At 47.9% G+C, this 12,847-nt stretch carries 16 protein-coding genes; 2 read left to right on the top strand and 14 right to left on the bottom strand.

Annotation, left to right across the window (positions count from 1 at the left end; all coding sequences use genetic code 11):
* Positions 1 to 4 precede the first annotated feature (4 nt).
* Complete coding sequence (locus tag WFJ73_RS04465) at positions 5 to 340, bottom strand: nucleotide pyrophosphohydrolase (RefSeq protein WP_336771876.1); 336 nt, start codon at positions 338 to 340, stop codon at positions 5 to 7.
* A gap of 145 nt (positions 341 to 485) precedes the next feature.
* Between WFJ73_RS04465 and WFJ73_RS04460 the strand changes: the two genes are divergently transcribed.
* Positions 486 to 1,352 (top strand): YitT family protein, encoded by an 867-nt coding sequence (locus tag WFJ73_RS04460; RefSeq protein WP_336771875.1) that lies wholly within the window; start codon positions 486 to 488, stop codon positions 1,350 to 1,352.
* Positions 1,353 to 1,354: 2 nt separating this feature from the next.
* Here WFJ73_RS04460 and WFJ73_RS04455 read toward each other — a convergent pair whose 3' ends face one another.
* The 8 genes from WFJ73_RS04455 to WFJ73_RS04420 form a co-directional block, all read right to left on the bottom strand.
* Positions 1,355 to 2,092 carry a sporulation protein YpjB gene (locus tag WFJ73_RS04455; protein ID WP_442955924.1) on the bottom strand — a complete coding sequence of 246 codons (738 nt, stop codon included), beginning with the start codon at positions 2,090 to 2,092 and terminating at the stop codon, positions 1,355 to 1,357.
* A gap of 181 nt (positions 2,093 to 2,273) precedes the next feature.
* Positions 2,274 to 2,912 carry a DUF1405 domain-containing protein gene (locus tag WFJ73_RS04450; RefSeq protein WP_336771873.1) on the bottom strand — a complete coding sequence of 213 codons (639 nt, stop codon included), beginning with the start codon at positions 2,910 to 2,912 and terminating at the stop codon, positions 2,274 to 2,276.
* Positions 2,913 to 2,994: 82 nt separating this feature from the next.
* On the bottom strand, positions 2,995 to 3,867 hold the full coding sequence (locus WFJ73_RS04445) for a c-type cytochrome (protein ID WP_336771872.1): 873 nt from the start codon (positions 3,865 to 3,867) through the stop codon (positions 2,995 to 2,997).
* Between the two features lie 18 nt (positions 3,868 to 3,885).
* The gene (qcrB, locus tag WFJ73_RS04440) at positions 3,886 to 4,557 is read right to left on the bottom strand and encodes a menaquinol-cytochrome c reductase cytochrome b subunit (protein ID WP_127494112.1); all 672 of its coding nucleotides are present in this window, start codon (positions 4,555 to 4,557) and stop codon (positions 3,886 to 3,888) included.
* A 14-nt stretch (positions 4,558 to 4,571) separates the two neighbouring features.
* Positions 4,572 to 5,102: a ubiquinol-cytochrome c reductase iron-sulfur subunit gene (locus WFJ73_RS04435; protein WP_336771871.1), complete on the bottom strand. Its 531-nt coding sequence runs from the start codon at positions 5,100 to 5,102 to the stop codon at positions 4,572 to 4,574.
* Between the two features lie 265 nt (positions 5,103 to 5,367).
* Positions 5,368 to 5,787 carry a DUF2487 family protein gene (locus WFJ73_RS04430; protein WP_336771870.1) on the bottom strand — a complete coding sequence of 140 codons (420 nt, stop codon included), beginning with the start codon at positions 5,785 to 5,787 and terminating at the stop codon, positions 5,368 to 5,370.
* 150 nt (positions 5,788 to 5,937) lie between these two features.
* Complete coding sequence (locus tag WFJ73_RS04425; RefSeq protein WP_127494125.1) at positions 5,938 to 6,120, bottom strand: IDEAL domain-containing protein; 183 nt, start codon at positions 6,118 to 6,120, stop codon at positions 5,938 to 5,940.
* 213 nt (positions 6,121 to 6,333) lie between these two features.
* Entirely contained in the window at positions 6,334 to 7,515 is a 1,182-nt protein-coding gene (locus tag WFJ73_RS04420) for a hypothetical protein (protein ID WP_336771869.1), read from the bottom strand.
* 228 nt (positions 7,516 to 7,743) lie between these two features.
* Between WFJ73_RS04420 and WFJ73_RS04415 the strand changes: the two genes are divergently transcribed.
* Positions 7,744 to 7,926, top strand: coding sequence for a hypothetical protein (locus WFJ73_RS04415; protein ID WP_336771868.1), 183 nt, complete (start codon positions 7,744 to 7,746; stop codon positions 7,924 to 7,926).
* 198 nt (positions 7,927 to 8,124) lie between these two features.
* Here the strand turns inward: WFJ73_RS04415 and WFJ73_RS04410 are convergent, their stop codons facing one another.
* The 5 genes from WFJ73_RS04410 to hisC all read right to left on the bottom strand — a co-directional run bounded on the left by WFJ73_RS04410 (position 8,125) and on the right by hisC (position 12,739).
* Positions 8,125 to 8,718 (bottom strand): histidine phosphatase family protein, encoded by a 594-nt coding sequence (locus WFJ73_RS04410; RefSeq protein ID WP_336771867.1) that lies wholly within the window; start codon positions 8,716 to 8,718, stop codon positions 8,125 to 8,127.
* 115 nt (positions 8,719 to 8,833) lie between these two features.
* Positions 8,834 to 9,436: an anti-sigma factor gene (locus tag WFJ73_RS04405; protein WP_336771866.1), complete on the bottom strand. Its 603-nt coding sequence runs from the start codon at positions 9,434 to 9,436 to the stop codon at positions 8,834 to 8,836.
* On the bottom strand, positions 9,433 to 10,029 hold the full coding sequence (locus tag WFJ73_RS04400; protein WP_336771865.1) for an RNA polymerase sigma factor: 597 nt from the start codon (positions 10,027 to 10,029) through the stop codon (positions 9,433 to 9,435). Before WFJ73_RS04400 ends, WFJ73_RS04405 begins: the two co-directional genes overlap by 4 nt.
* A 516-nt stretch (positions 10,030 to 10,545) precedes the next feature.
* Complete coding sequence (locus tag WFJ73_RS04395) at positions 10,546 to 11,637, bottom strand: prephenate dehydrogenase (RefSeq protein ID WP_336771864.1); 1,092 nt, start codon at positions 11,635 to 11,637, stop codon at positions 10,546 to 10,548.
* 4 nt (positions 11,638 to 11,641) lie between these two features.
* On the bottom strand, positions 11,642 to 12,739 hold the full coding sequence (gene hisC / locus WFJ73_RS04390) for a histidinol-phosphate transaminase (protein WP_336771863.1): 1,098 nt from the start codon (positions 12,737 to 12,739) through the stop codon (positions 11,642 to 11,644).
* Positions 12,740 to 12,847 lie beyond the last annotated feature (108 nt).

Raw genomic sequence — 12,847 nt, 5'->3', positions numbered from 1 at the left:
CGTTCTACTGTTCGCCGTTTTTTCTCGTCCAGCGGTTAGCGTCCCGGGTATTGAATTTATTCATGACCTTGTTATGCGCTTCAGTCAAGTCAATGTTGAGCGAATTCGCAAAACAGGACAAAATAAACAAAATATCGCCAAGCTCCATCTCAATGGAGTTTTCTTCTTCATTCGGCTTTTTTGGTTTCTCGCCGTAATAGTGATTCACTTCTCTAGCGAGCTCGCCAACCTCTTCGCTCATTCGCGCCATAAGCGCTAACGGGCTGAAGTAGCCTTCCTTAAATTGACCGATATAAGCATCCACCTCACGTTGGATATCGGCTAAAGTTTTCTCTGCCATGTGTGAATGACCCTTTCTCCCTTATGTATAACACTAATATCACCTATGTTAACGTAAAGAAGCAATGAAAACAATGTTTTTTGAACCGTCTGTTAAGCTATAATACATAAATAGCCCGTTCAAGAACTTAAAAGGAGTTTATTTTATGTCCCGGAAATTCATGCTTCAACTTCAAACCGTACTCCCCATTTTGGTTGGTACAGCCATCTATGCTTTTGGTCTTCATTATTTCGTTATTCCGAATCAGCTGATGGAAGGCGGCGTAACCGGTATAGGCGTATTGCTTAATTACGCAGCCGCAATTCCATTGTCTCTTTCCACGCTGATTTTGAACATACCGCTTTTCTTGATCGGCTGGAGGAAATTAGGCCTTGGCGAGATGGCCTATACATTGATTGGTGTCGTATCCTTATCCGGCTTCCTCGCGCTTATGGAATGGATGATCGACAAAGGTTGGATTGTCACCTTTCATAACTCCCATGATTATCTGCTTGCCGCGCTTTATGCCGGTGTTACCCTGGGAGGCGGATTAGGCATTGTATTCCGTGCTGGGGGAACTACCGGCGGCGTGGACATTATCGCGAGGATCGCATCAAGACGCAAAGCGTTCAGCATGGGGCAATTTATATTAATCTCGGACGCCGTTATTATCGGGATTTCCTTATTGTACATACCGATCGAGAAGGTGTTATACACGTTAGTCACGGTGTTTGTCGCCTCCAGGCTGATTGATTTCATCCAAGATGGCGCTTATTCAGCCAAGTCCTTCTCCATTATTACCGAGCAAGGCAGGGAGATGGCTGCCCAAATCACTTCCGAGCTGGACCGAGGCGTAACTTTAATGCCGGCAAGGGGCGCTTTTTCCGGACAATCAAAAGAGGTCGTCTACTGCGTTGTTCAGCGGCAAGAAATGCGCCGTCTTAAGAACATCATACGCCGTATCGACCCCAAAGCGTTTACCGTTATTAGCGAAGTTCACGATGTGCTTGGTGAAGGATTCAAAGAAGAATAAAGTTACGACAACGGCTTTACGCCATAGGGCTGCTGCTTGTACTTTCTCCAGCCCGTATAAGTAAGAACGGCCATGATAATGGCGCCAAGAAGCAAAATCCAACTAATGGGATGTGCCTCTCCAACTGGTGCCACAACCGGTTCTTCGTCCTGCGGATGACCGTTATCGAATAACCGGTTTACCGAAAACTCAAGATCCGATATCGAATTGTCCGTCCAGTCCTGTTTGGTCTGCCCTTTCATCCCCGCTTCAAGCAGTACGTTCGTGTAATGCATCCGATCACGCAATTCGTTAATCCGTTCCGTTGGCCGCTGCATGGAAGCAGCGGCTTCTATCCGCGATAAATGTTGATTAAAGCTATTCATCGCGGCTCTCGCCGCTATCGCGCCGTCATCCGTCTGCCTATTCCAGGAACGGTTCACTCTCTCCAAATCCTCCAGCATCACTTTCTCATACTGCAGCCATAAAGCGTGATCCGGGCGCAGCAATGCATCCGTCGTGAGATGAATACGTGCCGCTGCCGTCAGCCAATCGGACGTTACCTTCCCGTTTTTAAGCGTGTAGGTAATCGAATTGATGCTCTCCTCCATCAGCTTCCATCCGGCAGCTTGTCCCGCTTGTCTGATATCGTTCTTGTTCACAAGCTTTTCCAGCTGCTGGACATATTTATAGCCGGCTTGGCGATTGTTCATGTAAGCAGCTTCGTATAAAGCTGCGGCCGTCTCGTCTAAGCGAAGCAGCTCGTTCCTGGACTCGTTTGCATTGCCTGTCCTAAGCAGGTCCGCAGGAAAGGCTTTGGCAGCCGATACCGAACAGACGGTCATGACGATACATAAGAACAAAGGCAGTACAATCCGTATCTTCATGGTCATCCCCCTCAAAAAGAATTGCTATGACCACTTTATGAAGGGATGTCCATACTTATGTCTCTTTTCTTGCCCTTAGCGCAAGTCCGCCGACAATAAAGCTGAAGATTGTTAAGCTGTATGTAAACCATTTGACAGCCGTCAAATCATCCATAAGCCTATCCGAAAGCCATGGAAACACATCATACGTATAGTCTACGGTGTCATTAAGCAAAAGCCATAACGTACCAATTACGGCTGCCCATACGCCAGCTCTCATGAAACGGGCATATAACAGCACTTCTACGGCCATTGCCGTATGCGAGGCCATCAGCATCCAATGCTCCCATTGAAGCGGATCCCCCTGCATGCTTCCCGCAACGATCATAGAAACCGCCCAGATGCCATATTTAATAGAAGTAACGACCGCGAGACCTTCAATAATCATTCGCGCTCCGTTGACAAAGCGGGAGTTGCCTTGCGGCGGGAACAGCCAATACAGCAAGGTAAGGGTAAAGAACAAGCTTGCTGTTGGACTATCCGGGACAAATACAACCTGCCATAACGGATGATTGCTTACCGTATCTTCAATCTGATTGCCGTACCAGATGTAACCGTACACGGTGCCCAGGAAATTAAAGATAAACATGACCCATAAAAAGAGGCGGCTTAATAAAAAAGATCGGCTCCAGAACCAAGATATCGGTACGCCCATAGAAATATACGCCTCCTGTTTCGTCGTTTAGATTTGAAAAAACCTGACCGCATAAATACGATCAGGTTTTTAAATGGTGCTATTATTCAGCCGGCGCTTTTTGCTTCGCAAGCCAAGTTGTTAATTGGTCAATCTCTGCAGCTGACAACTGATCTTTGAAAGCTGGCATGCCACCGCGGCCATTGGTCACCGTTTCAACCAGTTCTTCCTTCGACAACCGGTCGCCTACGCCAGTCAAAGCCGGTACTTGCGGCGGATTGCCCTTCAGATCGTTAGCATGGCAGGCAACGCATTGCGCTTTCTTGACAATGTCCATTGCCGGGTCATTGGCGTCAACCAGTGCAACCGTTTTTGCCGGCTTCGATGCGCTAGGAGCTTCTTGACCTTTCTCATGTGCTTCGCGGGCTTTCTCTTCGCGGACCTTATGCTCCGGAATCGAGTTCGTAGCTTCCATCTCATGCGTGTAATGACTCCAGGAGATAACCGTCAAATACACACAGGCGATCAAAGACAAGAACATGAGCGATGAAGCAATCGGACGGCGGTAGAACCGGCGCTCTTTACCTGTGTCCAGGAACGGAGCAAGCAGCAAGCCGCCAAACATAACAGCTGGAACCCCCATCGTACCAAGTACGATATAGTCACCAGAAACCCATGGATATTTCAAAAACTGATACAGGAACAAGAAGTACCAGTCCGGCATCGGAATAAAGGATGCGTTCGTAGGGTCCGCCGGATAACCAAGCGGTGCACCTTCCGCAATGGTCCAGGTCAGGAAACCAACCAGGACTACGCAGCCCACCATCCATTCCTTAAGCAGGAAGTTCGGTATGAACGCTTCCGATTTACCGGGGTAGGACGTATAATCTGGCGGAATGTTTGGATGATTGCTTTTCTTCACCCGCGAGTCCCCAACATAAACGACCTTCTCGTTCGATTTATGACCGTGCGCCATAATAAATCCTCCCTTCGCTTAAAGTGGTCCCGAAATGCCTTGCTTCCGAATCATCAGGAAGTGCGCTGCAAGCATTGCAATCAGAGCGCCAGGCAGGAAGAATACGTGAATTGCGAAGAAGCGTGTTAGCGTTTGCGCGCCTACAATGTCGCCGCCGTACAGGAACTGACCGATGTAAGGACCGATATACGGTACGGATTCTGCGATCTGCACGCCTACCTTCGTTGCGAAGTAAGCTTTGTTATCCCAAGGCAACAGGTAACCCGTGAAGCCAAGGCCTAACATGATGAAGAAGATCAGCATCCCTACGACCCAGTTCATTTCACGAGGCGCTTTGTAGGAACCCGTGAAGAATACACGCAAGGTATGTAAAAACATCATTACGATAACCAAACTTGCGCCAAAGTGATGCATGCCGCGAACAATGCCGCCAAATGCAACCTTATGGTTCAAGTAGTCAACGCTTGCATAAGCATTGATAATGTCCGGTACATAGTACATGGTAAGGAACATGCCGGACAAAATTTGAATCACGGTGATAAAGAACGTCAAACCGCCGAAGCAGTAAACGAATGCCGAGAAGTGGTGAGCAGGGTTAACGTGCTCCGGTACTTCATGATCCGCTACATCCCGCCAAAGCGGCGTAATATCAAGACGTTCGTCAATCCAGTTATACATCGATTTAAACATCTGCTATTAGCCTCCTATACACGAGAGTTCGCTTTAATCGGACCTACGTACACAAAACCGTTTTCAACTTTCACTTCGTATTCATCTAATGGATGTGGGGCAACTGCAAGGTTTTTCCCGTCAACGGTATAACGTGCACCGTGGCAAGGACAATCATACTCGTGATGGCCAAGCGTATTCCAACCGATCGTACAACCGAGGTGCTTACATACCGGAGAAAGCGCAAAAATCTGATTATTTGCGTCCTTCGTAATCCAGGCAGAAAGTTCGGGATCGCTTACATACCAGCCATCGACCTGATGAATTTGGAACTTGAATTCTTGAGGCTCAGTTGTTATTTTGCTCTCTTCAACTACTTTAACCCATGTTCCCTTGGCTTTTTTCACCAAGAGAGGATCAACCGCAAAACGGACCATAGGCAAAACCGCGCCACCAACCATAAATGCAGTCGTACCGCCGAGTGTATACGACAAAAATTGACGCCGGGACATCTCTTTGCGTTGAACCGGACGATGCGCGGTTTCTTGATGTTCGTGGTTACTCATCTTCTGTTCTAACCCCCTTTGCCAACCATTTCTCGCGTTTAGCCACACGGCAAAACGCTTGACGAACTAGGACATAAACTATAATAGCCTAGGCGCTTGGGAGCGTCAAGAATATGGCTCGCGTTTTATTTACCTATAAAATGCCATTCACAAATTTGTTGGCAATTTGTCACATTTAACCTTGCCTTAACTTTTGTTTCCCCAAAACCCATTTTTTTTATTCAAAAATACCCCCGTTTTGAAGATGACAGCGCTTTATTGTCGTTTAGGAGTCGCCGCGGTTCCACAAAGCCTGCACGGCTTTCGACACATTTGCGGCGGTTGGCGCTTCCCCATCCCCGTCCGGGCAGACCACAAGATCGGCATCCGGGCACTCCAGACCGTCCTGATTCTTAGCGGAGATAACGATGACAAACCGGAATCCGGATTCCTTTAACGATCGGCAAGTTTTCGAAACGAGTGCCCCCGCGGTGTCTTCGTTGATGTAGTGCATCGCCGGATAGGTCACTATTCTTCCTTTAAACGGAATTTCTATTAGGTCCATTACGTCCCTTAACTGCTCAAGTGCAAGTGTTGCTTCAAACGGCTGCTCCAATCCCGTCATTCCGGTGACCGGCAGCAAGCATGTATCGAGGTAAGGCTTAAGCTCGTCCCATTGTTGCTCGGCAATTTCGCTAAATTTCATTTCCTGCTCCCTTTCCTGTTGAGAATCGTCCGTAATCTCTATGTTACCCATAAAGGGGGATTTTGCCAATCCAAACAACAAAAAAACTCCCGCTGCTATGACGGATCCTTAAGTCCTCCATCATAGGGCGGAAGTTTCTATTCGCGTAAATTAGCTCTTTAATTGATTTAATTGAGCGGCTAAACGGTAGAACGTATCCTCGTCTCCAACGGCCAACGCTTGATCGATCGCTTTGTAGATCTGATCCGAGCGAAACTTGTGAACGGCTTCATCTAATACCATCTCCGCTGCTAATCCTAGCATTGCTTCATAAGCAACTTTCATTTTGTCCATAGGATACACCTCCAAACCGGCGTTAAAGAGATCCTATCGTCTTCGACTATCGTCACGCGGTGATTCAAGTGAAAGAGTATAGGTCAACTCGTCATTCTCAGTCACAATCGAACCGGCTCCTACTTTAAGCATATTCACCATTCTGCGCGCCGATAAGTACGATTGCCCCCATTCCAATTAATATGCCATCGCCTAGTTGGTTTCATAGAAAAACTAATAGAGAAACATCCGATCCTGATCTTCGAGATTTACTCCCGCGACAAGCGCTCTTCCCAATTTGGTCATCCGCACCACCGTTCCATGCTCCTGATGCTCGCCGATCCGAAGCATCCCCAAGTGAACCATCATTCCAATTAACCGGACATCCAGCACCCTGTCGGCTGAATCGTAATAGAACGGTTTGACGAAAGGGATAAGCACTTTGCGAAGTGAATCAACCGTCACCCATTGCTCCGCCAGACTGTTCATCCAATGCACAAGCGCATGAATATTGGGGATTGCCCCTTTGTACAGCTTCAGCCAGAATTTGTAGATCTGCTCCATTTCATTGGCGTGCTTGCTGCGCAACCGCTCTTCGCCGCTCGGCGATAAAGCCAATAGCAGATTATCGTCCACGAAATACTTCATATAGCTGCAATAGTCAACTAGGAGAGACATCCGGTTCGGATAATGGTGAAAATGCCTGCCGTACCCGAATCGCCATTCGCCTTTGCCCGGCAGCTCTTCCGAGATAGCCAGCTTTTCCAAAATCTGACCGCTGAACCGCTTGTACATAGAGCCGTCACCCGTCAATTGAACCTCATTGTGATAAATATAATGAAGCAGCTGATAAACGTCTTCTTGCAGGAGCATTTGTTCGTCCCGGTACATATGCGGCTCATCCGTATAGTGAAGCTCGGCTGTAAACTTTTTGCGAAGCGTTTCACGGAATCTCGTTCTCAGATCCTGCGGTACCTGGAACATATAACGATTGGTTCCGGTTACTCCGTTAAACAGCCATCCCTGATGCTTGAATCTGGAGATCATCTCGCGTGGTCCGGATTCCTTTGGCACTTCTGCTTCCGCCTGCTTCTTTTTTGTGCGTTTCGTTTTCTTCTGCGGCGGTTCTTCCGCTGGGGGCTCTAGCTCGCCAAACTTGCTTTGCTGAACCCTTGCAATCAGCTCTTCCAGACTGAAGGAATCTCTCGATTCGAACAGCAGGGAGTTCAAGAACCGCATTTCGTCCAGTTTCATACTGCTGATCTGCGCCTCAAATACATCTTTCCGGCTGACGGTTGAGAGAATCGACTGAATCAAATCATTTTTTGAGTGGCCATTGCACTCACATTGATACACGGAGGCGATCCGGCTCAACTGCTGAATATCTGCATAGCCCAACATATCCGACAAATTCATGGTATCTCTCCTTTCCGTAACTGCCCGCCGTTTGTGTCTCGATCGCGAGCTTATTTGATTCGCTAGCAATAATTAGTACCATTATGGGAAGAATTTTGAATTTTAAAACTAGTTGTGTGAAAAAGCTTCACATTTCGCGATTAGGAGGCGCTGCGCAAGCAAATGTTCTTTCGATCGCCGTTGATACCGGATTCCCTTCGATTCGAAATTGTTTGGAGGGGAATCCGGATGTCAAAAGCGAACGCTAGCTTCTCAATGAACATTTGCTTGCTCCGCTTCCGCTCGCTCGGTTTTCCACACAAAAAGCCAATTAAAATTCAAAAGCAGGAATGGCAAATAGGGCTGCCATTAAAATTGGCAGCCCTTTTTGCTTCTGCTTGCCTCAAGGCAAGCAGAATTGTTCTTCATTAAAAAAAGGCGGCCATGTGAACGGCAGCCCTAGCTGTTGTAAAAAAAATAAATTGACGAGGAGCGAGCGGCGAATGTATCTCTTGGAGGAGCGTAGCGCTCGCCTTTGTCACTTCTGAATACACCTTATAAAATCTAATCCATATTCAAAATGACAACAGCGGCCGGAAAGAGATACATTCCCGAGAGTGACCTATTACGTCAAACTCTCGAATTCGCCTCCTCTAGGTGACGAGTGCAATTATATAGAAGCGGAGCCCATTGTTCATCCTTAAACTGGAGAATCGAATAAGAAAGATTGCCCAGATGCTGCTTCTCAAGGTCGACGCAAAGCGTGTCAAACATTTGCGCCAGGAACCCGCCATGGGATACCACGAGCAGCCCGCCTTCCGGCCGCTGCTTCTGCCAATCCTGAAGGAATGCCAAGCCGCGGGCACGAACCTCCTCATCCGTCTCCAATCCTTGCGCGACTTCACGCCAGTTCTCGCCCCAGCGTTCCACTCTCTCGGGCAAGGTCAGGCCTTCGACTTCGCCGAAATTACGTTCGCGCAGCCGTGGATCGCCGTCCAGCAGCGGAATATCCAGCTTGTCCGCAATAACGGCAGCCGTCTGGCGAGCGCGCTGCAGATCACTCGATATAACCGCATCCCACAGCTTCTCATCTTGGCTCAATCGCTCGGCTAGTGCATTCGCCTGCTTTTTCCCAAGCTCATTTAACGGAATATCAGTCTGGCCTTGAATCTTCCCTAGCGCATTCCAATCGGTATTGCCGTGTCGTACCATACCAATGATCAATTGTGATTCCTGCCTTTCCGAAATATAAATGAGAAAACCTCTACCGCGGCACCGAATATAAAAGGCCGCGGTTAGAGGTTGGATATATAAACAACACTTTAGTTAAGCTTGCGCATTAGCTTCGCGTTCTAGACAACCAGTTCAGAATTAACAACGTCATCACAACCCCAAGAAGCGAAAGAGCTACCCAATATTGCGGGAAGGTTGGAACGACCTGCAGAACGAACGGATCGCTTACGCTTGCCACGGGAACTTCAAATTCTGCACTAATGACAAATTCGCTGCCAGATGCATTAGCCGTATCCATTAATCCGGTCAGTTGAGCCATCTTTTCCTCCGGTGTGCCATGTTCATTGCCTTTGATGAAAAAAATAAGCGAACACGCGAATATGGCTAAACAAGCAGACAGCACAATAGCAAGGTTACGCCTGAAAGAAGGCGAGAAATAATAGCTTTTCTGAGAAACCGGCATCAACCACGATTGTTCAGCATAAATGCGATCCATAACGCTGCGATTGACATGCTCCATCTGGGCGGTAACAACTTCATCCTCTTCCGAAAGCTTAATGATCATTTCTTCGCTTTCTTCCCACAGACGGTATTGTTCCGCACAATGCTCGCAGTCGAGCAAATGGGCTTCCATCGCTTCCCGTTCGGCATCTTCCTCTGATAAGAATCCGAAGATATCGAACTTGTCTTGTACGTCATCGCATTTCATCGTGTGTTCATCCCTTCGTATTCTTCCATCATCGGCGTCTCGCCAAAGTAAGGCTCAAGCTGCGACTTTACGCTGGCTCGTGCCCGGAATAACAACGATTTTACGGAACTTACCGTTTGGCCCAGGATATTTGCGATCTCCTGATAGTCTAACTGGTCATATTCCCGCAGAATGAGTGCTGAGCGTTGTTTTTCAGGTAAATTGTTAATTGCTTCGCGGACCATCGCCATCCGTTCGTTGCGCAGCACATGCTGCTCTGGGACCTGATCTGGCGGGGCGGCAGGCATCATATTCGACTCGTCGAGAGGAACGTGGGCCGACTTCTGCTTGCGCATTTCGCTAAGCACGGTATTTCGTGCAATCGTATACAGCCACGTCGAAAAAGAAGCATCCACTTCGCGGAAGGAATGGAGGCTGCGATATGCTTTATAAAACGTTTCCGAGCACAAATCCTCAGCGAGCAGCTCCAGCTTGGCACTCTTCAACATATGATAGATAAATGCTAGTATCTTGCGTTGATAACGGCGCATCAGCTCCGAATAGAGCTCGATGTTACCGTCCTTAATCTCACGTATTAATTGGGAATCAGTCATGACAGGCGAACCTCCTCACCTGCGAATTCTTCTTCCCAGTTCGATTATGTATCCTTATACCGAACCGGAAGCGAAAAGTTGCGGTCATTATCATAAAAAATTTCAATAAATACGATGTATGTATTTCGAGTCGCAATAGCCAAAATCCTTCTTGTTTCGACAAAAAGGATTTTAAACCATATTTTAACAATACCCACTGTCCTTCGATATTGTAACATACCTCTTCGCTTTAGTCTCAAAAAATAAATAAACTCTAATTTCCAGTATGCAGGATTTTGTCGGAATTGGAGCAAACGACATGTCCACTAAAAAAGAATAAAAAAAAACCACTCCGAAGAGTGGTCAGCATTCATGTTGAACGCTATAGTTTTGGATAGGAGTGGAGAGAAACCATACTGTACTTTTATTATATGTATACGCTTCCACAATGTCAACGGTTTTTTTGAAAACGCTTAAACTTTTTTTGCCCATCAAATATCTCATTCGCCAACAAACAAAAAAACCTCTTTCGAGGTTTTATTGGCGAACGGTATATCCGGTTTTGCCGAGCAGCTCCATCGCTTGATCCAGATCTTCCTGAGTCCGGAACGATAAACGAAGCACGCCGGGAACATCTTCCCTGCTCTCGATAATGTTAATGTTGCTAAGGTTAATCCGGGCACTGCCCAGCTCGCTGGCAATATTGCCGATAATGCCGGGATGATCGGGAACATCCACATAACAATCGTATAAAGAATGAATCATGCCTTTCCGGCGCTCAGGCAGCTTGCTGCGGAACTCTCCTGCTGTCTGGAATGCTTCCTCAATCTCATCGCCATTCAAGGCTTCCAGCATCACCGCAAACTTCTCCACTTCCGAATTCCAATCCTTCAGAAGTTTCAGCAGAACCTCGCGGTTATTAATTAGAATATCCCGCCAGACGATTGGATCGCTGGCCGCGATTCTCGTAATATCCCGGAAGCCTCCGGCAGCCAGCAATTCGTACAAGCCGTTATTCTCATTGTAACCGCGGACCTGATTCACGAGCGCTACCGCGATAATATGCGGCAGATGGCTGATTGCGCCTACAATCTCGTCATGCGAGTTCGCGTCAACGCTGACAAGATGCGCTCTTGTATGAACCAGAAGGTTTTTCAACCGTTCCAAAGCTTCCGGCGGTGTAGTTTCTTCCGGCGTTAATACATAGAATGCGTTCTCGAACAGATTCGTGGAGGCTGCTTCAACGCCCGAGCGTTCAGAACCGGCCATTGGATGGCCGCCGATAAACGACACGCCATTCTGCTCCAGTCTTCTACCGCACTGGGCAACCGAAGCTTTCGTACTGCCTACATCCGTTACGATGCAGCCTGGCTTCAAATCTAGCCTGCCGAGCTCCGTTACATACTCTTCTAGCTTGCCGACAGGCACGCACAGGAATATAAAATCGGCACCTTCGGCTGCTTCGCGCAAGGAAGTTGTCGCATAATCGACAACTCCCCGCTTCATATATTTTTCAACGGAGGACTGACGGTTCGAGTATCCTACAACGGTAAGCTCCGGCTTGCCTTTGAAGCAAAGCGCCAAAGAACCGCCAATCAATCCTACCCCAAATATCGCGATCTTCGTCATAAGGCTATCCGCGCACCGCCGCTTCCTGCAGAACTAGCTCAAGAGCCGCGATGAACTTTTCGTTTTGCTCCGGAGTGCCCACGGAGACGCGGATGTGAGTCGGATAATACGTCCAGCGCGGTCTAACAATAATCCCTTTGCGAAGGAGCGATTGGAATACGTCAGCAGATGGGAGCTTCGTATCAACCATAACGAAGTTGCCGTACGCCGGGAAGTAGCTTAAGCCGAGACGGTCGAATTGACTGGACAGGTACTCAATTCCCGCACGGTTCTGCTTGCGGCAGAACGTAATAAAATCATCGTCGGCAAGAGAGGCTTTTGCCGCTACTTGTCCTAGCCGGGTCGTATTAAACGGCTCACGGATTTGATTCATATATTGAATGACATCCGCGTGGCCGATTCCGTAACCGATACGCAGCGATGCCAGACCGTAAATTTTCGAGAAAGTGCGAAGAACGATCAAATTCCGGTATTTCTTCAGCAGCTTAATGCCGTCCGGGAAACCAGGCTCGTCCACAAATTCGCAATACGCTTCATCCAATACGACCAGAACATCCTTAGGGACCTGATCGAGGAAAGCGGTAAGCTCTTCTTCCGTGACGATTGTGCCGGTCGGATTATTCGGATTGCATACCCACACCAGCTTCGTACGGTCCGTAATCTTGGCAAGCATCGCCGGGAGATCATGTTTACCGTCCTTCAATGGCACTTCGATAATGCGGGCATTTTCGATTTCAGCGTTATGTTTGTATTGGGAGAACGTTTCGTCGGCCATAACCGTTTCGTCGCCCGGGGCAAGATAGGTTCTCGCCAGCATAAGGATAATGTCGCTTGAGCCCGTGCCGAAAATAATCTGATTGGACTCTACCCCGTATTTTTCTGCTACAGCTGCAGTAAGCTCAAAGCTGGCACCGTCCGGATAGGTTGAAATTTCGCCTAATTCATTTATGATAGCTGCTTTCGCCTGTTCCGAATAACCAAACGGGTTCTCGTTGGAAGCAAGCTTGATAACCTCGTCTAATCCAAGCTCTCTCTTAACGTCTTCAACCGGTTTTCCCGGCTGATAAACAGGGAGATGCACGATATTGCTTTTTGGCTGCATCGCCATTCACCTCTTTGTCATATTGGCCTTATTGGCTAACCGCATGTTTTCTATTGTCTCACATCTTGTCAAGGTTTTAAAGAGTCGTCTTGTAAAATAGGAACTGGA

The organism is Paenibacillus sp. MMO-58 (assembly GCF_037146255.1).
GTDB lineage: Bacteria > Bacillota > Bacilli > Paenibacillales > Paenibacillaceae > Pristimantibacillus.
The sequence above is the reverse complement of the archived record's forward strand: the minus strand, read 5'-3'. Positions and strand labels throughout refer to the sequence as shown.

What these genes read in the sequence shown, in the direction of transcription:
- WFJ73_RS04465 (WP_336771876.1), bottom strand. Translation starts at nt 340, where the DNA reads ATGGCAGAGAAAACTTTAGCCGATATCCAACGTGAGGTGGATGCTTAT.
- WFJ73_RS04460 (WP_336771875.1), top strand. Translation starts at nt 486, where the DNA reads ATGTCCCGGAAATTCATGCTTCAACTTCAAACCGTACTCCCCATTTTG.
- WFJ73_RS04450 (WP_336771873.1), bottom strand. Translation starts at nt 2,912, where the DNA reads ATGGGCGTACCGATATCTTGGTTCTGGAGCCGATCTTTTTTATTAAGC.
- WFJ73_RS04445 (WP_336771872.1), bottom strand. Translation starts at nt 3,867, where the DNA reads ATGGCGCACGGTCATAAATCGAACGAGAAGGTCGTTTATGTTGGGGAC.
- qcrB (WP_127494112.1), bottom strand. Translation starts at nt 4,557, where the DNA reads ATGTTTAAATCGATGTATAACTGGATTGACGAACGTCTTGATATTACG.
- WFJ73_RS04435 (WP_336771871.1), bottom strand. Translation starts at nt 5,102, where the DNA reads ATGAGTAACCACGAACATCAAGAAACCGCGCATCGTCCGGTTCAACGC.
- WFJ73_RS04430 (WP_336771870.1), bottom strand. Translation starts at nt 5,787, where the DNA reads ATGAAATTTAGCGAAATTGCCGAGCAACAATGGGACGAGCTTAAGCCT.
- WFJ73_RS04425 (WP_127494125.1), bottom strand. Translation starts at nt 6,120, where the DNA reads ATGGACAAAATGAAAGTTGCTTATGAAGCAATGCTAGGATTAGCAGCG.
- WFJ73_RS04420 (WP_336771869.1), bottom strand. Translation starts at nt 7,515, where the DNA reads ATGAATTTGTCGGATATGTTGGGCTATGCAGATATTCAGCAGTTGAGC.
- WFJ73_RS04415 (WP_336771868.1), top strand. Translation starts at nt 7,744, where the DNA reads ATGTCAAAAGCGAACGCTAGCTTCTCAATGAACATTTGCTTGCTCCGC.
- WFJ73_RS04405 (WP_336771866.1), bottom strand. Translation starts at nt 9,436, where the DNA reads ATGAAATGCGATGACGTACAAGACAAGTTCGATATCTTCGGATTCTTA.
- WFJ73_RS04400 (WP_336771865.1), bottom strand. Translation starts at nt 10,029, where the DNA reads ATGACTGATTCCCAATTAATACGTGAGATTAAGGACGGTAACATCGAG.
- WFJ73_RS04395 (WP_336771864.1), bottom strand. Translation starts at nt 11,637, where the DNA reads ATGACGAAGATCGCGATATTTGGGGTAGGATTGATTGGCGGTTCTTTG.
- hisC (WP_336771863.1), bottom strand. Translation starts at nt 12,739, where the DNA reads ATGCAGCCAAAAAGCAATATCGTGCATCTCCCTGTTTATCAGCCGGGA.